The sequence below is a fragment of the Sinorhizobium arboris LMG 14919 genome (assembly GCF_000427465.1).
Taxonomy (GTDB): domain Bacteria; phylum Pseudomonadota; class Alphaproteobacteria; order Rhizobiales; family Rhizobiaceae; genus Sinorhizobium; species Sinorhizobium arboris.
Genome location: NZ_KE386497.1, coordinates 421,460 through 440,572, shown reverse-complemented (window position 1 = coordinate 440,572; position 19,113 = coordinate 421,460). Strand labels below are relative to the sequence as shown.

16 protein-coding genes and 2 pseudogenes are annotated in these 19,113 nt (G+C 58.6%); 7 read left to right on the top strand and 11 right to left on the bottom strand.

Going from position 1 to position 19,113, the window contains the following annotated elements; all coding sequences use genetic code 11:
• Positions 1 to 409: 409 nt before the first annotated feature.
• Positions 410 to 580, top strand: a complete 171-nt coding sequence (locus SINAR_RS1000000137250; RefSeq protein ID WP_158500211.1) for a hypothetical protein — start codon at positions 410 to 412, stop codon at positions 578 to 580.
• A 584-nt stretch (positions 581 to 1,164) separates the two neighbouring features.
• On the opposite strand, the gene SINAR_RS1000000134835 is transcribed toward SINAR_RS1000000137250, so the two are convergent.
• Positions 1,165 to 2,478 carry a hypothetical protein gene (locus SINAR_RS1000000134835; RefSeq protein ID WP_028002642.1) on the bottom strand — a complete coding sequence of 438 codons (1,314 nt, stop codon included), beginning with the start codon at positions 2,476 to 2,478 and terminating at the stop codon, positions 1,165 to 1,167.
• A gap of 82 nt (positions 2,479 to 2,560) precedes the next feature.
• Complete coding sequence (locus SINAR_RS01000000134315; RefSeq protein WP_150824048.1) at positions 2,561 to 3,595, bottom strand: gluzincin family metallopeptidase; 1,035 nt, start codon at positions 3,593 to 3,595, stop codon at positions 2,561 to 2,563.
• 481 nt (positions 3,596 to 4,076) lie between these two features.
• Here SINAR_RS01000000134315 and SINAR_RS0130965 point away from each other — a divergent pair, with 481 nt between their 5' ends.
• The 4 genes and pseudogenes from SINAR_RS0130965 to SINAR_RS1000000137030 all read left to right on the top strand — a co-directional run.
• Positions 4,077 to 5,330, top strand: coding sequence for a tyrosinase family protein (locus tag SINAR_RS0130965; protein WP_028002641.1), 1,254 nt, complete (start codon positions 4,077 to 4,079; stop codon positions 5,328 to 5,330).
• Between the two features lie 10 nt (positions 5,331 to 5,340).
• Entirely contained in the window at positions 5,341 to 6,216 is an 876-nt protein-coding gene (locus SINAR_RS0130960) for a HEAT repeat domain-containing protein (protein ID WP_028002640.1), read from the top strand.
• A 5-nt stretch (positions 6,217 to 6,221) separates the two neighbouring features.
• Positions 6,222 to 7,457, top strand: coding sequence for an SCO family protein (locus tag SINAR_RS0130955; RefSeq protein ID WP_028002639.1), 1,236 nt, complete (start codon positions 6,222 to 6,224; stop codon positions 7,455 to 7,457).
• Positions 7,458 to 7,796: 339 nt separating this feature from the next.
• Positions 7,797 to 8,307, top strand: a pseudogene (locus SINAR_RS1000000137030) (ATP-binding cassette domain-containing protein); the annotation flags it as partial.
• A 120-nt stretch (positions 8,308 to 8,427) separates the two neighbouring features.
• On the opposite strand, the gene SINAR_RS0130940 reads toward SINAR_RS1000000137030, so the two are convergent.
• The 9 genes and pseudogenes from SINAR_RS0130940 to SINAR_RS0130895 form a co-directional block, all read right to left on the bottom strand.
• Complete coding sequence (locus tag SINAR_RS0130940; protein WP_028002637.1) at positions 8,428 to 10,602, bottom strand: anthranilate synthase; 2,175 nt, start codon at positions 10,600 to 10,602, stop codon at positions 8,428 to 8,430.
• Positions 10,603 to 11,306: 704 nt separating this feature from the next.
• Positions 11,307 to 12,035: an MIP family channel protein gene (locus tag SINAR_RS01000000134305; protein WP_050577626.1), complete on the bottom strand. Its 729-nt coding sequence runs from the start codon at positions 12,033 to 12,035 to the stop codon at positions 11,307 to 11,309.
• 896 nt (positions 12,036 to 12,931) lie between these two features.
• Positions 12,932 to 13,051, bottom strand: a pseudogene (locus tag SINAR_RS1000000138015) (LabA-like NYN domain-containing protein); the annotation flags it as partial.
• Between the two features lie 128 nt (positions 13,052 to 13,179).
• Positions 13,180 to 13,401: a hypothetical protein gene (locus SINAR_RS0130920; RefSeq protein WP_028002635.1), complete on the bottom strand. Its 222-nt coding sequence runs from the start codon at positions 13,399 to 13,401 to the stop codon at positions 13,180 to 13,182.
• Complete coding sequence (locus tag SINAR_RS01000000134300; RefSeq protein ID WP_167333626.1) at positions 13,388 to 14,104, bottom strand: acyl-homoserine-lactone synthase; 717 nt, start codon at positions 14,102 to 14,104, stop codon at positions 13,388 to 13,390. The genes SINAR_RS0130920 and SINAR_RS01000000134300 overlap by 14 nt, the downstream gene beginning before the upstream one ends.
• A 67-nt stretch (positions 14,105 to 14,171) precedes the next feature.
• On the bottom strand, positions 14,172 to 14,915 hold the full coding sequence (locus SINAR_RS0130910) for a helix-turn-helix transcriptional regulator (protein WP_028002634.1): 744 nt from the start codon (positions 14,913 to 14,915) through the stop codon (positions 14,172 to 14,174).
• A 217-nt stretch (positions 14,916 to 15,132) separates the two neighbouring features.
• On the bottom strand, positions 15,133 to 15,708 hold the full coding sequence (locus SINAR_RS1000000137020) for a hypothetical protein (RefSeq protein ID WP_150852059.1): 576 nt from the start codon (positions 15,706 to 15,708) through the stop codon (positions 15,133 to 15,135).
• Between the two features lie 135 nt (positions 15,709 to 15,843).
• Positions 15,844 to 16,281 (bottom strand): type II toxin-antitoxin system VapC family toxin, encoded by a 438-nt coding sequence (locus SINAR_RS0130900; protein ID WP_050577625.1) that lies wholly within the window; start codon positions 16,279 to 16,281, stop codon positions 15,844 to 15,846.
• Positions 16,281 to 16,526 (bottom strand): type II toxin-antitoxin system VapB family antitoxin, encoded by a 246-nt coding sequence (locus tag SINAR_RS0130895; RefSeq protein ID WP_028002631.1) that lies wholly within the window; start codon positions 16,524 to 16,526, stop codon positions 16,281 to 16,283. The genes SINAR_RS0130900 and SINAR_RS0130895 overlap by 1 nt, the downstream gene beginning before the upstream one ends.
• 715 nt (positions 16,527 to 17,241) lie before the next feature.
• Between SINAR_RS0130895 and SINAR_RS1000000138595 the strand changes: the two genes are divergently transcribed.
• Positions 17,242 to 17,586: an HNH endonuclease gene (locus SINAR_RS1000000138595; protein ID WP_150852058.1), complete on the top strand. Its 345-nt coding sequence runs from the start codon at positions 17,242 to 17,244 to the stop codon at positions 17,584 to 17,586.
• 176 nt (positions 17,587 to 17,762) lie between these two features.
• Positions 17,763 to 18,791, top strand: coding sequence for a metallophosphoesterase family protein (locus tag SINAR_RS0130890; protein WP_028002630.1), 1,029 nt, complete (start codon positions 17,763 to 17,765; stop codon positions 18,789 to 18,791).
• Positions 18,792 to 19,113: the final 322 nt, after the last annotated feature.

Here is a 19,113-nt window from a genome sequence, read left to right as displayed (position 1 = left end):
TAAGCGGTTCTTCCGAGGACTGCTTAGACAGGCCGGGCCGATCCTCATAACAGGAGGACGAATTTGACCCGACAACGATGTCGGTCGCTCCGCTTGATGTTCGGATCGATCTCTACGGTCAACGGCCGCAAGCCATCCTCACCAGTCCGGTTTTCGGACTTGAATCTGATCGGAACCTGAAAATCGCAGAGCGCATCAAGCGTCACGCAGAGCTCATCGGTCATCGGTCGTGCCGATCCTGATGAAAGCGAGGTCAGAGAGCGTCGGGAACTCGAAATCGAGCTGAAACCTTACGGCTATGCTGGAGCCCGACCGGTAACGGATATCGAGGAGATCGATCTCGACAAGATCCGCACTTCATGAAGGAGCGCGTCGCAGTTGCCTCGTCCGAAACGGGGGAGACAAACACATGATCAAGGTCGACAAGGATATTCTGCTCAATGCGGCTCCCGATGCCTCCCCTGAGGCCACCGCGTTGGCCGCGGACTGGCCGCCCTGTTTACAAAATCAGACGAGGCACGAGCGGCAGCCATCAAGACCTTCGACGACGGGCGTGATCCCGAACGTCGGATCTTTGTAAGAAATACATGACTTTCCTGGGAAAGGCCTTCAAAGGAAAATGCGCTTGGGGGTCCTTGAGCACATTAGAAAACCGCGTGTTCTCGGTAATCGAGGCTGCTTGCGCAAGCGGAATGCAGCTCTGGGCTAGCGCGACAGCCACAGGCCGGCCTCAGCCATCCAGGAACTGGGTCATGCCCTGACCGCCCCTGGCATCGACTTGCGCGCGGATGAGGGTGTGCGGTGTGGCGCCCACGTTGAAATGTCCGCATGGCCAGGGCCTATCAAGAGCAATGACGGATTGGTCAGATAATAGGATAATAGGCTACTGCGTATTCCAGCTTCTACGATCCCGAGATCAACCGCAGCTACGGCATGAAAATGTTACTGGGTGGCCTTCCCGGCCGCCTAGAAATCGTGAGCACGTGCGTCTCCCTTTGTATTCGCCATTACAGGTCGGCGGTGGTCGGTCTCGCTGCACTTGCTCGTCTGTCTGAGCCGCATCGGAGACCGCCGCTTTTATTGCAGGCGCTAGAAGTGCGCTGGGCTTTTCAAGATAACAGTTCATGCATGCTGAAGACCTAAGATTGAGATTTGTGAGTGGGCCTAAGCCTGATCGAGGTTCTGGTAGCACGCGCTGTTCCCACAGGGTGCACTGGGGATGGCAGACCCTGCCCAGTCGAGATGCACGTGCCCAGTCCCGTTGCCGCTTCTGCCCCCTGTCCTCAGAGGAGTGTCCAGTTGTACGAACCCCACCTTGTTATGGTCCGCAGTAGACCTGGTCGTCGGATGTCCATAGGTATTCGACGCCCCAGTAGGGAAAAGGCCGTAGCTGAAGATCGAGCGACACAGCGACGCCGCTCCCGCACTTGGTGGCAGCATCGCGTTCTTCCAGTCTCCTCCGTGATGGGTCGCTGCGATCCCTTGCACGGTCAGGGGGGCCCGCGGCCCAATGTGTTGATACGACGCGTCGGCTGGGAAAAAGAACGGTTCGCCCGCGCCGGGAGGGTCGACCTGGACCCAATAGCCGGAATCGTTTCTGCTCGTACCAGTCGCGCGGTGAAAGAGCGCGTTTCCGAACGAGAACGAAGCGACGCTGGTCACCAGCAAACGTCCGCCAGCGGACACGATCGACGCGGCGAAGGCGAGATGTGGTGAGGTCACGGACTGGAAAGGGGCGATCCAGGTCAGTGACAGCGATCGCGTGACGATCGGGCCGGACGACCAGTGATCATCATGCCAGTGGGACAAGACCATGAGAGGCGGGGCGCTGAGGCAGAAGTGAGGAATGGCGTGCGGTCTCGTTTTCGTGTGCGACCTGCTCCCGCCTCCGAAATCAAAGTAGAGCCTCGGAATGCAGATGGCTTCGCTGAAGCCGTTGGCCGAACCTTGGCCGACGTCGTAGACGGCCAATCGTTCGATTTTCGGATGTTTGAGGTTTGCGACATGGGCGGTCAGGTCGTCGTCCGATATTGTCCATTCATCCAGACTGTGCATTTCGTCCAGAGCGTCGGATGTTTGGGTCGAAACCACATGGGCGGACAGGACCGTCACTGGCTCCGGGTCGCCGAACAAATTCCGGTAAAGCCTCGAATCGCCGCTCGGAGCAATGATGATCTCGATCCACTGGTCTCCGATCCGCTCGCCAGTCGCGACTACCCAAGGGCCGCCTGCCTGACCGAATATATCGATCTCGAGAAAGAAAATGGGTGCCAAATCGATCGCACGCAGGCGGGTGTCGCCTCTACCCAGGAGACCGAAGTTGCCCGGTCGATCAAACCAGTCGGCATCGACGGCGCCGAGCAGCAACTCGTTCCTGCCTCTCTTAACGTCTTCCATCACGTCGTCCAATTTCGCGTAGAGGCGGTCCGGCATGCGAGGAAGTTCTGGTGGCACCGGGAAAACGAGAAACGGGTTCATCGCGAAGCTCCTGAATGCTTTGTTTGTTCTGCCACGGCACTTACAAAGGGCCGACAACACCCCTATCGACTGTCGACCTGTCTCACCCCATGTATTGCACCACGATCTGGTCGGGCATTTGCCGGGCCTTAGTCGTGTGCTTGTTCGCGCGGGCAATTTCGGCGACGACCACGTCCGCTGTAGCTGGAATGAAAAGGTCGCTGCGGTTGTCGTCGACGAAGCGGTAGGCGCCCCCGCGTGAGGCACCGATCGAATCTATGCTGTGAAGAATAGTCAGTTGCGGGCGGTCGAAAACGGCCGCAGCGGCAAGCACAGGCGCGCGTTCGGCCTCGTCGAGGATGCCGCGCTTGATAAACACGTCGAGCATCATAGCTCGGCATCCGTTCGGATCCGTCGGGTTGACCACCTGCTCTGCTCTCAATACCGCCAGAGCATAGTCACGAAACGTGACGTCGCAGGGAGGCAGTAGATCGAGAGGTTGGATCGCCATCATCTGCATACGCTGGATCGTGAACCAGAACATTTGTGCGAGTGACGAGGTCTTGGCAGTGGGATCGGCCTTTAGTCGATCCTCCTGCCGTTGCTTATATTTTCCGAGGAGAGCAATGATGATGTCGAACATCGCGCCAGTCAGAACCTGGGAACCAGATGCGGTCGCAGTTTCGCGTGCGACGTCTTTCATTGTCAGCTGATTGCGCGCGGATCTGAGGTAGGGCTGTCCGACCACGGCATCTCCGAATTGTTGGGCAAGCGATGACAACAATGAGCCTGAAGCGAGGTCGCCGGCGCTTTCGACGATGACGCTCTCGCGAAAGCCATTATTGCGGAACGCCATCAGGATCGCCGTCAGGTCTCCGAGGAACTCGTGAAATCCGGCTGTTTGGGAAAGAATGGACTCGAAATAATAAGGCCTCAGCCCGTCGAGTACGGCATGCCCGAATTCGTGATTGACGATGTCGCTGGAATGACAGGTGTAAATTCGCTGGCCGTTTTTTTCAAACCAGTAGAACTGAAGGGATTTGCTGAGCGGCAGGAGTCGGCGGGTCGAGTAGAGTTTCTTGCGCGTCTCCAGAGTGAGCTGTTGCTTCACAATATTCCGACCGGAGGCTCTACTCATATTCCACTCCCAAGGAGCCGCGCTTCTAGTAAGTTCGAGTTTGCTATCCGACAGAGCGGCTGAGTGCCGCTGCGAGAACGGTCTGGCAGAAGCGAGTTCTCGTCGGGTTTGCCAGCGGTCTGCTGGTGACACAGTTCACGCAACCTCCACCATGGTTTCGACGAGTCCCCCGTCTCCTACTGCCGTAGATTGCCCCGAATCCTCGAAGGTGGCGCGCACTGGACGAGCGGCACTGAATTCTTGCTAAATTAGAATTGAATCATTCTAGCATCAAGTGCATAGTTCACGCAACGCAATCTCTTCTCGGCTGGTTGAGATTGATCGACCGGGTGGCGAGCTCGACGTGCCGAAGCGGATCATCGTGGCACTAAAGAGCAGCGGGCCGTATTGGCTGAAAACAGCCCGTCCGCGTTGGCCGGGTACTCGGTCGAGTGACTACTGCAGGTGGGCTAGGCAGCGCCAGTAATCAAGGCAACTCGCAATGATTATCGATGTCGACTTTGCATCTATGCATGCCAATGGCATAGCCTATCTCAATTGGACCCCGCGCAAGCTCTCCGTCCGACTCGTTGACGCTCAGGCTGCAAACGCAGCGCGTGTGCGTTTTGCAAGCCGCACGGCGGTGGAATTGCGGTTCTCAGTCACGCGAGCAGGGCCGATGCAGCACACGCTGGAAGTCGACCTGCCTCTGGATGGCAGTCCGGTCGACGTCTGGGTCGCCGGCCTGTTCGGCACCGCCAGTACTCAAGACGGCGACAGCGGCTATACCATCGAGGACGTGTCCAGCGGCGCACAGCTGGCGAACCAGCCCGCTATGGTGCGTGTGCGCAAGAACGCCAACGGGCTCACCGATGGTGAGCGCGATCGTTTCCTAACGGCGATGGGCACGCTCAATGCAGCCGGCAGCGGGCGGTTCCGTGATTTCCGCGATATGCATGTGGACAGCCCTGCCTCCGACGAGGCGCATTTCGATGTCGGCTTCCTTCCGTGGCATCGGTGTTATCTACTTGATCTCGAACGGGAGTTGCAGGCGATCGACCCGTCCGTGGCGCTGCCCTACTGGCGCTTTGACGAGCCGGCGCCGAGTATCTTCACCACAGCCTTTATGGGGGTGCCGAACGCGAACGGCCGTCTTCTCTTCACTGCCGGCCACCCATTGGAGAGCTGGGTTACCGACAACCAGATCGGCATAATCCGCAGCATGGGTTTCTCTGCCGGGGCGCGTCCTTCCTCGGTACTGAGCGAGGCGGACACCCTGGCTCTCGCCCCGTTTCCGGGCGTCACGCAATACCGCAACTTTGCAGCCATGGAAGGCAACCCTCACGGCAGGGCGCACACCAGTTTTCCGGGATCGAGCTTCATTAGACGTATCCCACTCGCCGCCCGAGATCCGTTGTTCTTCATGCTGCATTGCAATGTGGATCGGATCTGGGCTAAGTGGCAGTGGCTCAACGAACTATTCGATCCGGCGGAGGCCGAGGCTTTCAGCCCCTCGGACAGCGGGCGGATCGGGCACCAGCTCGGCGACACAATGTGGCCGTGGAACCAGGTCACCGGTGACCCTCGGCCAGCTACTGTACCAGGTGGAACTTTAGCGCCTTCACCCGTCGTCGCGCGGCCGGGACCCTCACCGATGGTGAGTGACATGATAGATTACCAAGGCATATTGGGCGGCGATCCCTTGGGCTTCGACTACGACGACGTGCCCTTCGAACTCCCCGCCGGAATCGTTTGAGGCTGCGACCATGGATATCAAGGACTATCGCAGACAGCAGCAGGATCAAGTCGCGAAGGCGAGGGAGGCTGGTTACGTCTACGCCGCGCCCGCCGACATACCAGGCAAGGGTAAGGCGGGCGCCGATGCAAGAGCTGAGGCCGTCTGCAAGATAGAGCTAAACTCTCGCAACCTCGCCGAACGCATACACTATCTGCTCGAGCTGATTGGTCGCAAGAGCGAGACTGTCGCGGTGCGCAGTGCCGCGCTGGACATGCTGGCAACGGCGGAATTCGTCGGCCGCGCGTTTGCCGACTTCCGCCCCCAGGTGATCGACGCCATTCGCGCGCTGGCCGATGACAAATCGCCGGGGCTGCGTCAGAAGGCGCTGGAATATCTGGCGCAGGAGAGCGATGATTACGCCCGCGACATCTTGACCGGGGCTCTGGTTACTCCTGAGAAGGCACCCGTCAGCCAGGCAAAGGCGGTACAGCTTCTCGGCCTTGACGATCATACCAATGCCGCCAACCTCGTGCGCAATCAGTTTGACCAGTTATCGCCGCCCGCTCGCGAGGAAGCTGTTCGTATCCTCGGGACTGATCCGAAAAGTGCGCCGCTGCTATCGCAGCTTGTCCACGACAAGACAGTCGGCGAGAAGTTGCGCCGGATTACCGCCGCTGGACTGAAAGCTCTGGACGCCGAACAATTCGCCCAGACGGCGCGCGACGTGCTAACCGACCGCAGCGACAGCGCAACTTTGAAGGCCGCCCTCGTCGGCATGGCCCAGACAATAAGCCCAGCACATAATCTCGAAGGTGCGATCGATACTGCCCAGCGCCGAACGAAGTCGAAACGTTTGAAAGATGCGGCCCAGCGTTATTTTTCGACGCAGCGCAGATCGGAGTAACGTTCATGGTAGCGCTCGAGCTACAGGCGCTTGCGAGGGAGATTGATCGCGCCGCAGCGGGTCGCTCTCCTGGTGAGGATTTGACGCGGTACTTTCGCGACAGCGACCCAATCTACGCTGGCTTAGGTTCTGCCGATGTCGATCGGGTGAGGGCTTATGCATTTGCCGCGTTGGCGCGCACGGCGCCGGAATTTGGCCTTGCCGCAGCGCGAGAGGAGATCGGGACTGGGAATGCGCCCGGCCCAGTCGCAGCCGCTGCGCGCCTCGTCGCCGCACTCGACGCGCCGGATCGCGTCTGGCTTGATGTGCTAGCCGCCGCCGCCCAGCGCCTTCGGGGTCGTGACCAGAAGGTCTGGTTCGATCGAATCGCGGCCGGCACCCGCCCCGACATTTCGGAGACGGCGATGACTGAGCTTGCCCGTGCTTTCCTCATGGTGGCGCGGAAGAACGGGCTCGGTGCGGCGGACTGCGCGGAACGGATAGCGGCCGCGCCGGAGGGTTTTGCTCGTGCTGTGAGGGAAGGACTTGCCGCCGGCGAGAGTGAGGGCCCCACGATGAAAAAGGCCTGCTGCTGCGATGATGAGGCGGCGACTGCACCACCATCGCTCTCTGCGACGGAGGCTGCAAGTGGTCGCCTTGCCCAAGCCCTGCGCAATGGGGCCATCATCGGCGCCGCATCCAGCTGTTGCGATGCGGCGGAGCTAGGTCACGCGCCGGCCAAGATTCTTCCTGCCGAAATCTGGGCGGCTCCGATAGAGGATCAAGACGGCGGCGAGGCGACCTTAGGCGCGCGACTGCTCGGACGCCCTTCAGTGCTGGCGTTCTTCTACACGCGCTGTATGAATCCGCTGAAATGCTCGCGCACCGTCTCGGTCCTGGCTGCGACAGCGCAGCTCGCTGCAGCCGAAGGATTGGCGGTCGGCATCTTTGGCATGACTTACGACCCATCATGGGACACCCCGGCTCGGCTACGCCGCTACGGCGTCGACCGAGGCATGGCGTTTACGCCGGATGTGGCGCTGCTCAGGGCAACCTGCGACTGGAATGGACTGCGCGCGGCGCTCGACCTCGCTGTTGGCTACGGTCCATCGACAGTGAACCGCCACCGGATTGAAGTGCTGGTCCTCGACGCTGCCGGCCGTGCGGTGTTCAAATGTGATGGCCGCCCGCCGGAAGCTGCCGGCCTCCTCGCCCTGCTCAAAGGGGCGCACTGCCGGCGTTTCAAGGGGTCCGCCGACTGAGCGGCACACAACCATGAATTTATTTCATGACTTATGATTGTCTTCGTCGAAGTAATGCACCTCCTCGCGCAGAGTTTCGGTGTTTCACGCGGCCCACTCCTCCTCCCAATTGCTGTTCAGCTCTTTTCGGAAAGCCTGCCGCACCTCCTCCCGCAGCAGGCTTTTCATTTTCGGCTCAGGGCAGGAGGGCAGCCACCCGGTCCATACGCTCAGGAATCGAGAAGAATGCGCCGGTTTGCGTGACAATTGCAACCAGCCCGTGGCTAGGGGTGCCGGCAATCAACCAGGCCGTCTTCCCCAGGATCCGTTCGATAATATCAGCAGTCCAACAGCCACCGCATCCTCTACATTGAAGCCTGAGCAGCGTTGAACCGTGGCGAGAAGATTGGTCTTGTCGGCCCGAAGGGGGGTGGGAAAGACGACGAACTTTCGGATGACCACCAGCGAGGAACTGCCCGACGAGGGGCAGGTTTCGGTCGAGAAGGGCATGACGATCGGCTATTTCGATCAGGATGTCGGCGAAATGGCTGGACATTCGGCCGTCGCTGAAGTGATGGAAGGGGCAGGACCGGTCAGCGCCGTGGCGGCGGAGCTGCGCGAGCGCGCGCCTCTCACGCCTTGCAAGGTCAAAGGCGAGTTAAGAAGCTCGAAAAGATCGACCGCGCGTCGAGCCGCCGCGCCGCCGCTAGGCGGTTGCCTTTGAATTCCTGCCGGCTTTACGCTCCGGCGAAGACGTCGTCAACCTCAAGAATGTCCACAAGGCCTAAGGCAGTCGGACGATTTATCACGGCCTCGACTCACGGTACGTAGGCGCGAACGCTGGTGCATCATGGGCATCAACGGCGCCGGCACGGATGATGCCGATCGAAAAATGCCGACCACCACACAAAGGGAGGAAGCCCTCTTTTTTCTGGTGCATGGGCATTATCCAAGCAGCAGTGGCTATGATTTTGCGTCACGGGGCCTTCGTTTACGCCCGCCGCGCCAGATGCGCGACAACATTCTCGATCATACGCATGCCGGCATCGCCGCCGAGCGTCATGATGGATTCCGGGTGGAACTGCACGGCCGCCACCGGCTCCTTCACGTGCTCGATGCCCATGATCGTACCGTCCTCGCTTTCGGCCGTAATCGTGAACTCGCGCGGCAGATTGGAGGGATCGGCAAAGATCGAGTGATAACGGCCGACCGTCACTTCCTTGCCGAGGCCGGAAAAGACGACGCCGGGCTCTAGAACGCGGATGCACGACGGCTTCCCATGCATTGGCACGGCCAGCTGCCTGAGGTCACCGCCATAGGCCTCGGCGAGCGCCTGCAGGCCCAGGCAGACGCCGAAGATCGGCAGGTCGCGCGCCCGCGCCTTCTTGATCGTCGCCCTGCAGTCGAAGGTCTTCGGATTGCCGGGGCCGGGCGACAGCACCACCAGATCGGGGTCCAGACGATCAAAGACCTCTTCCGGCGCCGGCGTGCGCACGGTAGTGACCGTCGCACCGGTCTGGCGGAAATAATTCGCCAGCGTGTGGACGAAGCTGTCCTCGTGATCGACGAGCAGGATGTTGACCCCGGCGCCGACGGGCGCGCCATCGCGCGCCGCCCGGGCGCTGTTGGCGGCTTTGGCATCGCGAATGGCTGCAAGCATGGCTGAGGCCTTCAATTCGGTTTCGGCTTCTTCTTCTTCGGGATTGGAATCATAGAGCAGGGTCGCGCCCGCCCTCACCTCGGCGATCCCGTCCTTGATGCGGATCGTACGCAGCGTCAGTCCGGTGTTCATGTCACCGTTGAAGCCGACCATGCCGATGGCTCCACCATACCAGGCGCGCGGGCTCTTTTCATGGTTCTCGATGAAGCGCATCGCCCAGAGCTTCGGCGCGCCGGTGACGGTCACCGCCCAGGCGTGGCTCAGGAACCCGTCGAAGGCGTCCATGTCGTCGCGGAGCCGCCCTTCGATATGGTCGACCGTATGGATCAGCCGCGAATACATTTCGATCTGGCGGCGGCCGATGACCTTGACCGAGCCCGGCACACAGACGCGGCTCTTGTCGTTGCGGTCGACGTCCGAGCACATGGTGAGCTCGGATTCGTCCTTCTTGGAGTTCAGAAGCTTCAGGATCTGCTCGCTGTCGGCGATCGGATCGTCGCCGCGCTTGATTGTGCCCGAAATCGGGCAGGTTTCGATGCGGCAGCCGGAAACGCGGACAAACATTTCCGGCGAAGCGCCGACGAGATATTCCTGATTGCCGAGATTGATGAAGAATGAGTAGGGCGAGGGATTCGTCGCCTTTAAGCGTTTGGAAATATCGGAAGGCTTGCTCTCGCAGCGCTCCATGAACTTCTGGCCGGGAACGACTTCGAAGAGATCGCCCTTGCGGAAGCTCTCCTTCGCCTTGACCACCAGCTCGGCATATTCCCCGGGCCAATGATCGCTCTTCGGCGGAATGGCGTCCGTCTGGCGGAAGGGCTCGGCGGCGATCTCGCCCGACTTGCCTTCGGTGGAGACGCCGCCCTTGGCGAAATCGTAACGATCGACCCAGGCCTTGGCGGCGTAGTTGTCGACCACAAGGATTTCATCGGGCAGATAAAGCACCATGTCGCGCTGATCGGCGGGACGCTTGAGCTTCAGATCGATCGCCTCGAACTGGAAGGCGAGATCGTAGCCGAAGGCGCCGTAGAAGCCGATGCTGGTATCGGGCTGCGAGTAGAAGAGATCGGTCACTGCCCGCAGCACGGTAAAGACCGTCGGCGCCTTCGAACGTTCTTCCTCGGCAAAGAGGCGATCCGGCGTCTTCACAGTCAGGTCGAGGCGGCGGGCCGTGGAAGCGCCAAGCACCAATTCGGAAACCGTCTTCAGCTTTTCCGCGATGAAACCGAGAATGACCTCGCCGCGCTCGTTGTAGGCCTCGATCCATACATCGCGACCGAAACAGGACAGACCGAGCGGCGGATCGACGATGGCGGTATCCCAGCGGGTGTAGCGGCCGGGATATTCGTAATTTGACGAGAAGACCGCGCCGCGGCGCTCATCGAGCTTGTCGATATAGGACGAAACCGCATCCGCATACGGCGTCGGCCGGCGCTGCCGGGTGACGGTGATCCCGCCCTTCGTCTCATAAATTTCCGCACCATCACCCCGAAGAATCGTTACCATTGTTCCTCGCTCCGATCAGTGGTTTCCAATCATTCAATACCGCTCATCAACAGTTCGGGTAGATGGTGTTCGACACCGTTCATGCCTCACACGCCGAAAACGCTCGCCACATCTGTTTTGGCCGGCGCAGCGTCCCCAGCTGATTGATCTTCGAAGCGACCACCGAGCCGATGCAGGGCCACGTTGACACTTTGTACCTCGAGGCGGTTCTCACCGTGTATTCGAGAGATGGCAATCGCTGCGGGCGGCATCTCATTCACGATGTCCTGGCACGCGCTATCGGGGGCAGCTTGTCAAATCTTTACTGCTGCTCGCAAAGTGCTGACGCGCCGAAAGGCGGGTTGGCGTAATGCGGCGACCGGTCGTGACAAGGCAGCAAACTGCGATCCCGTTCCCTCCCAATACGTGATCCGGCGAGCGCCACATCACGCACCGATGTTTGCTGCGGCACGTTGCCCGCAACCACAAGCATGCTGACGATCAGGCAGGCGAGAAAGGTCGATGCCTTGAAACAGGGCTCGCCTTAGTTCGGCTTTGATGCGCTAGCCTTTGGAACACTTCCGCTACAATCATCCTTTGACTGACGCCTCATCTTTTCGGCAGTCGTATTTGGGGGGCATGAACCCTACTCCAACAAATCGCATCGCCGATTTTTCCGGAAGAAATCATGGCCCGGTTAGCGACAAAAGTTTGCGGACAAGCCCCTAATTGGATTGAGCAGCGGGATGGTGGGCAGTGCAATTGAGCTTGCGTGGGCGATGTGACAATCCAGGGGCGAGGGCCCCACTCAACTGAAGGAGGCCCGCCGCAGCGCCCCCTAGCATAGGGGCGAGGATATAGAGCCAGAGTTGATCGACTGCGGCTTCTCCTGCGAAGAGCGCCGGACCGAGAGAGCGGGCCGGGTTCACGGAAGAACCCGATACCGCGATGCCGGCAAGATGGATCGCGACCAGGGTAAGGCCGATCGCCAACCCGGCAAGCGCGCCAGCGCCGGCCTCTGCTGTACAGCTGAGCACTACGGTCACGAACAGGAACGTGGCAACGAACTCAAACAGGAACGCAGAGGACACCCCGTAGGCTGCCCAGCCGTTCTGAGCGAAACCGTTTACGGCGATATCGAAGCCGCCGACTTTATCCGTTGCTATAAGGTAAAGCACGCCTGCCGCCGCGATCGCTCCGACGCACTGGGCGGCGACGTAGGCGACGAAGTCACCCGGTCCAAGTCGCCGTGACACGAGGAAACCGAGGCTGACGGCCGGGTTGAGATGCGCGCCGGAGATTGGGCCGACCGTATAGGCCATCGCCACAACCGACAAGCCGAAGGCGAGAGCGATGCCCAGGGGGCCCACCTCCGAATGCATAAAGACAATCGTGCTGCAGCCGAGGAAAATCAGTGCGAAGGTTCCGACGAATTCGCAAGCATATTTGCTCATGTTCCGCTCCGTTGACTGAATTTGCCTGACGGATTTCCTGTTGCAATCCGCAGCATTGGAGACTCCGCCGGTCGGCCGAACTTCGGCGTCACGACGCGGTGCCCCAGCTTCGTAGAAAGCACGCGCCCTCTAAAAGAGCTCGCGAAAGACATTCGCCCTCTATCTTTCAGTTGAAGACAACTTTCTCTAGCGCCGTTCGGAAGATTGCCAAAACGGTTTGTTTGAATGGCAACGATCCACGCTGTGGATGGGATGTGTTTCAAGTCAGGTATCGTTGAATGATGTAGCGAAACGGCGCCTGACAGAGGACACGGTTGGGCGGAAGATCTCGGAATGGCCCGGGAAAGGAATTGGCGGTGCCTCAGTCAACTGAGCCTCGGTCTTTTTGTTTGGAACTAGGTCTGTAATGGCGCGAACACCGGTGCGGCTTCGACCACCTAAAGCGGGTCGCGATTTTTAGGATTTCAGATTCACGAATCGGGGTTTTCTGTGGTTCCCTCGCTTTGACGCGAGGGACACCATCGGCAAGCCACATCCGCTAGTCGTGTCATTGTATTTGTCGAGAAAGGTCACAGCCACCGGGCCGCGGCCCGGCACTTCCGAGTGTCGCCGCCTTCATTCAATGTGTTGACGACCTCCGCCGAGAGACCATCGAACCCACGGCGCATAACGACCGGCCGGCAACCCAGGTACACTTTTGTCCCCGCGGCAATCTGGATCATGACGCGTCGGTAGCATAGTCCATAATTGAGCCTTATGCCGCCTTCCATAAATCATGAGGTTTCGGTTCGTATCCCTTCAAGGCGGACTGGCGGCGGTCGCATCGATCGTTGATCGATCGTCTCGGGGGGTGAAAGCGGTCACTCGACCTTTACGCAAGACATGGCCTACCCTCCATAGGCGCGTTTCTGGAAGGCCGTCACCAACCAATAATCGATGTCGAAACCAAGCCGTTGGGGTCGCATAGAATTCGCTCCATCGATGAAGAGTCCGATCTTTTCGCGCGCGTCGAACATAGTGCCCCTTCGTGATGTATCGTGCCAAACCCCGCGCTTATGCGGAGGCGTCGGATCCTGCTTAGCAATCAGAACACATGCGACCGCCGTGGCACTGGCCTTTCTGCGATTGCAGGAGCAGCCACACCTCAAACCAATGGGCGTCCGGAAAGCTGCTCGTCAACCGCGGCCGGGTCCTTGCATGCCAGCCGGAGAACGCCGAGGACGTAGAGCAGCAACTCAAAATCTTGGGAACGATTGGTTCTCGTTAGGCAAATGACTATTTGCATCAAGTTCTCTGCCTCCGCCCCTACCAGCGCCTTGATGTATTCGGATTTATCCTCATCCGAAATTTCCTCAATTGGACGCATCGGCGCTCTCCTCAAGTATGGCTTTGGTTGGGCGAATTCTGCCCGGGGCCAGATAGGGCAAGTGCGTTAGGGAACGATCGGGTTTAAGCGGATTTCTTACCTCAGGTTCCAAGAGGAGCGTGCTGCCCTGCAGGGCATAAAGACGATGGTGTCGCATCAGGCCATACGCGGTGGGTCTTGCCTGGATTGGTACAACCAACCCGTCGTCGCGCAGCGAAGGCAAAGCAAGCGTGGTGACTTGCCACCCCGTCGAAATCAGGAGATTGACCAATTTCGGATGGGTTTCGACGATCAGCGAAGCGATGCCCGCAACCAGGCAGAATTCCATCACCCCGGTCATCAACACGTGCGAAGCCGGTATCTGATTGATGAGGATCTCGCCTTCAGCCACGACACAGCGCGTCCACTCATAAATCTCCGGTGAGCGCGGCCAGGCCCCCCCGTTCATGATCTCAGGATACACATCAGAAAGAAGATGTGGCTCCAAGGTAGGGAGCAATCGCGAGTAACCGACGACCCGGTCCTCGCAAAAAAGTGCAAGGTGCAGTGTCCCGTCGCCATCGAACTCGTCGATTTCTCGACCGTCGTCCCTGCAAATGGCCTCCCAGCCGAGTCTTTCCACGAATTGCTCGTGCCGAAACCGCCAGATTTTCTCCATTACGTCGCGGTTGGAAGCCGATCGACCGATACAAAGCTTTATCATTTCCACCCCTCGTTCCGGGGCAGAATGCGATAGTTCCTCTATCGCTTAAATGAGTAATTTTACTCAGTTATCGGAGAATTCCCAACCGGAAGCTCTCGGCTATCATTTGCGCGGAATTGACGACGTTGAGCTTGCGATGGACATTCATGATCTCGTTTTGAATGGTTCGGTGCGAGCGCCCGAGAATCTCTCCGATCTCGAAAGCCGTTTTTCCTGCCGCACACCACTGAATGATCTCACGCTCTCTGGCCGTAATCCTCAGCAGGCTTCGATCCATCGAACTCGCTTTCTGCATCATCAGACTGCGTAGGGAGTTGTGAGCGTAAATCGAGATGATGTGCAAGGCCCCTCGCGCGGCACTCGAGAGATCCAATTTCTCCGCACCAAAAGTCACAATCGCCTGAAACCCGCCGGCAGCATGCAGTGGCACGCTATATCCGTTATTCATGTGGAACTCTGTCGCTTCGTTCATGACGCGCCGTGCGTGACGCCCGAGCTCTTGATCGCGCAATGCCTCCGACCATACGAATGCGTTGTCCTGCATCTTGCTAAGATGAATGACCGGGTCGGCATGAACATAGTTGTTCGCTAGATAATGCTCGAACCACCCGGCCGGCCAGCCATTCAACATGAAGTAGGAGTCGATGCGCTCATTGGGCAATGGTATGCCGGAGATCGCAAAGCAGTTGAAGCCAAAATGGCGTGCGGCTCTATCCAGCGGCGCCAGGATATCGTCCGTGCTCTTTGCCCCTGCCGTTTCCGATAGGAAGTCGAACATAGTGTTCGCGGCAGCCAAAGCTTCAGGATCCAAAATCGCCTCCTCCATTCGCAAAGCGTTGCGGCATGTTAATTCATGCGAATCAATCGATCATTCTAAATCCCGCAACTGCCGGTAGAAATTGACCTTGCATCGTAAGCGGCAAATGGACCGGGTGTGTACGGCTCCTTTCGATTCTTCATTCAGCAGCGCGCAACGACGCGCCCGCCTGGACTGAGCGTGCAGGCCGACCTTATGCACGGATAACGCCTTACTTCCGGGCAACCCATAGCCGCGTCATTTCATCGTAGGCCTGTCTCGCACCCGAAACAGTCGTGGTCTCATCGTACACGTTGCAATGGGGCCATTCGCGGTCTGCCTCCCGCACGAGTCGCTGTCCGGCCAGTACAGCTTCGATCCGTTGCTGCATTGGCAGTTGGTCGATGCGTCGTCCGTCCACTGCAACGCGTATGGGTTTTTCGTCGCAAATATCTGCGTCGAACTCAGAATTTTGCGTGAGACGCGGGCCACGATGATCGATTTCAAAGATCGTCGCGACGCCGATGGGTAGACCGAAGTCTGTCGTTTGGTGGTAGCTCACCATCGCCCAGCACTTTTCGCGCTCGATAAGCTTGCCATACGGATCCCTTTGGTCATCTTGGCATCCTGTCGACCACTTTTCTTCGGCCCACGCGGACGATGGAACCGGGGCTTGTTGTGGTGCGGCTGCTTGGCACGCCGCTAAAATCGTGAGTGTCAGAAGGGCGGCAGTTCTCTTTGACATAATCCCCCCGACTCGTTCATTGCGGCAGGCCACAGAACACGCGGCAGACACCGCAGGTTTCATGCGTTATCCGCACTCATCACTTATGGTAGTGAGCCGGGATGTCAATTCGGCAGCATGAGGGGTTTTCGTTAGGGGCAGTAGGAAGGGCTTGCGAAAGGGGAGCCGTCCCCCGTCCCAACCCAACGTGGGCACGACCTAAGCTGCTTCTATATCAGTCTGTGAAAAGTCATTTCCTTTGTAGAGTAGGGGGAGGCGGTACTCCTTGGCGCAGGCATAGGAGAAGCAATCACCAAAATTCAGCCGTGCCGGATGGGCGACAAAGCGGCCATAGTTGCGAGCCGCTTCAATAGCCTTGCCATGCAAGGAGCCGTTCATCGACATTTCGCGGGCGCCGATAGTTTCCATGAACTTTCCTACGTCCTCTTGAACCCGATCGATCAACTCGGGCGGGGTAGGGGCCTGATCGCCAAAATGTGAGATCGAGATTATCCGGGCTAAACTGATCACGGCCTCGAACATCGAGATCGGCGAATAAAATTTAGGCTTTTCTGACATTTCGATTTTGGCGAGAAGGTAACCAGCATCTTCTTCGCCAGCCAGGATGGCAACGATTGCTGATGCGTCCAAGAACATCAAACTTCCCACATCTCGTCTGTGAACTTCTTCATGTCGAAATCTGGCGTGTTGGGTCCCATCTTGGCTCGCACACTGTCCTGAATCTTTTTGACTCGCTCTTTCAGTGGTACAGCTTGTTCCGCTCGCGCCAGTTCGTTTTGCAGGGCGCGCCGGACCGCTTCGGTCTTCGTCGGGGCCTTAGTGACCTGCTGGACCTTCTTTGCCAGCGCATCAACATCGTCGTCGCGGATGTAGAGAGCCATGACTTTTCCTCGCGATATGCAGCGCAGAATATTCGAATATAGTAGCGGGGATATACATCAAGCGCAAGGGTTAGGGCGTACCTAGCGGCAGTCATGCTGATGACCGTCAGGGCAGTCCTGTAAGCCGATCGTTACCGGAAATCGGCCGAAACTGATGAAACCTGGATCCCTGCCGCAGGCATAGAGCGCCGCGCAGCGGTGTGCCTCACCCCGTTGAAAGTCGGCGACATGATCGGCGCCGCAAGTCCTTTCGTTCTCGGGGCCCACATCGCGCTGACCGCTCTATAGATTGCGAGGCCGTATCTGCCAGACAAGGCGATTTTCGTCATCGCGAGAACTGGGGGAAGTTCAACCTCAACTGCGGTGATTCTTAACAAGGAGGGTCTGACCTTGCTATTGCAGCTGTCGAACGGGCGGAAATACGCGTCAAGAATGCCGGGTCAGGTAGAATCTCTTTCAGACACGGCGATCCGGCCGAAGCGAAAGCGCGGCAGTTGACAATCACAACGCTTTGTCTAGCTTGAAACAGCGGAAGCAAGCCTAAGCTTGCTTGGGGCTGATCAAGGCTCGCCAGTGAGTTGACCAATATGGCGCTCACACCGTTCAAAGACTGCGGAGTGGCGCATTTAGCGAGGATTCTCCTCCCAACTGAGGGGCGGGCTTTCTAAGGTTCGCTGCACGTCCGCTTCAGAGATGAAGCAAAGGACGTGGCCTCATGAGAAACAGCCGCAAGATAAAAAAGCTCAGGAACAAAGCCGCCCAAGGTCAAAACGAGCGTTGCTACTACTGCCGAGAACCCATGTGGGACGGAGACCCAACGGCATTTATTGAGCGCTTCTCGGTATCGTCAAGGGAAGCGCTGCGATACCGCTGCACCGCGGAGCATCTTCATGAAAGAGGCAGAGGCGGGGCCGATGTCGAGCGAAACGTCGTCGCTGCTTGCCACCACTGCAACAGGACTCGACACCTCGCGAAACGGCCGAAAGACGCGGCATCCTACGCGAAGTATGTCCGGTCCCGAATGGAAGTCGGGCGATGGCATCCTATCAGGCTACACTGACAGCCGAGCTTTGATGCAGCGCTACTTTTTCGGTCTGCGCCGACGCCCAGACGCTATCGGGCATGCGTCGGTTTGTTCTTCTTGGAGATCGAGGGCAAGCCACTTAGATAGGAAGCGCGACGGCTACGGCTGCGTCGTCGAGTTAATTCCACCACACGCGTCAATTCGGGCTTCCCATGAGGTTCCTGCTTCTCTCAGACATTCACGACAACCTTCTGGCGGTCCAGCAGATGCGAGCACAGGAATCCAATAGCTTTGACGCGCTCGTCGTTGCTGGAGACATCGGTTCGCATACCGCCCAGCAGATATTCGATGTCTTGGCTACTTTCAGATGCCCGGTGCTGTACGTCTATGGAAACTGGGATTACAAACTCGCCTACGACGCTTCCTTCGGCGACGCTTGCCACCATCTGCATCTGTCCCCGTTCGAATCTGGTCCCATAGCCTTTGTCGGCTTCAGCGGATGTACGGCCCATTGGGGACAGAACCCCGAGGCGCGGCGTCTGTTTCAAGAAGTAGACGACGCCAACTCGCAAATCATCCGTTCTCTCAGCGAGGCAAAAAACGGCGAACGACGGGGGAAGTCCCTCGTCGAGGCCGAGTACACCGCTGCGGTTGACGCATTGACGGCCGCAAGCCGGCGGCCGCCCTCTCAGAGGAAGCTCAAGGCGCTGGACGCAGATCGCCGCCGGAAACTCGCCGCGCTTTCCAAGGCGGTTGAAGAAGTGAAAAGCACGGACGCCTATAGCTTGTACGTGCATCAACGATCAGCCGTTTCAGGAGAAGCGCTGGTTCGAAATCGTCGCGCACTTAGCGAAGTCTTGGAGCAGCTCGATACGGCGAGAGAGCGAGCAGTTGTCGTGACCCATGACCGGCTATTCAAAACGCAAATCGATTTTCCAGGTGTGCCAATTTTTCTGTTTGGTCACCGACACGGTTTTGCCGAAACCACGTTTCAGGGAGCGAAGCATGTCAATGTCTCTGCGCTCGATATACGCCGTCTCATAAGGCCCAAGGAATTTTCGCGCGGCGATCATTTCGAACAGTTCCGAAATCTCAATGTCGGCAACTACGCCATCCTTGAATGGTCACAAGCAACCGGCTTTGCGGTGAAATGCGTCGGCCTCGAAATCGGTCTTGATTGGCAAGAGAACTGGGAACTTGAGACATCCTTTCAGATGCCAGGGGCACCATTTCTGTCATAGGTTGCGCTCTACCAAGAAAGTGCAGACTTCAATGACGCGGCTTCCCAGGGGACGACGCTCCCGTTCCGATCAATCGGCTTCATGCGAGAAGCTGCGCCTGATCCAGGTTATTGATTAGGCTGAATAGTCGCCCCGGCCAGCGGTCGAAGCTTCAAGACGGTGGGGGACGGAGTCCCCGCAGAATTTCGCGAGCCCAATCGAGGGCGCGCGTTGCGCGCTCGACGTCCAGCGAGCGGAACAAGGACGCTGCCCCAGATCGCCGGCTGGATTTTCCGCCTGTAGCGCTACAAGCTGCATTGTCTCCAGGCGCGCCTGCAAGAAC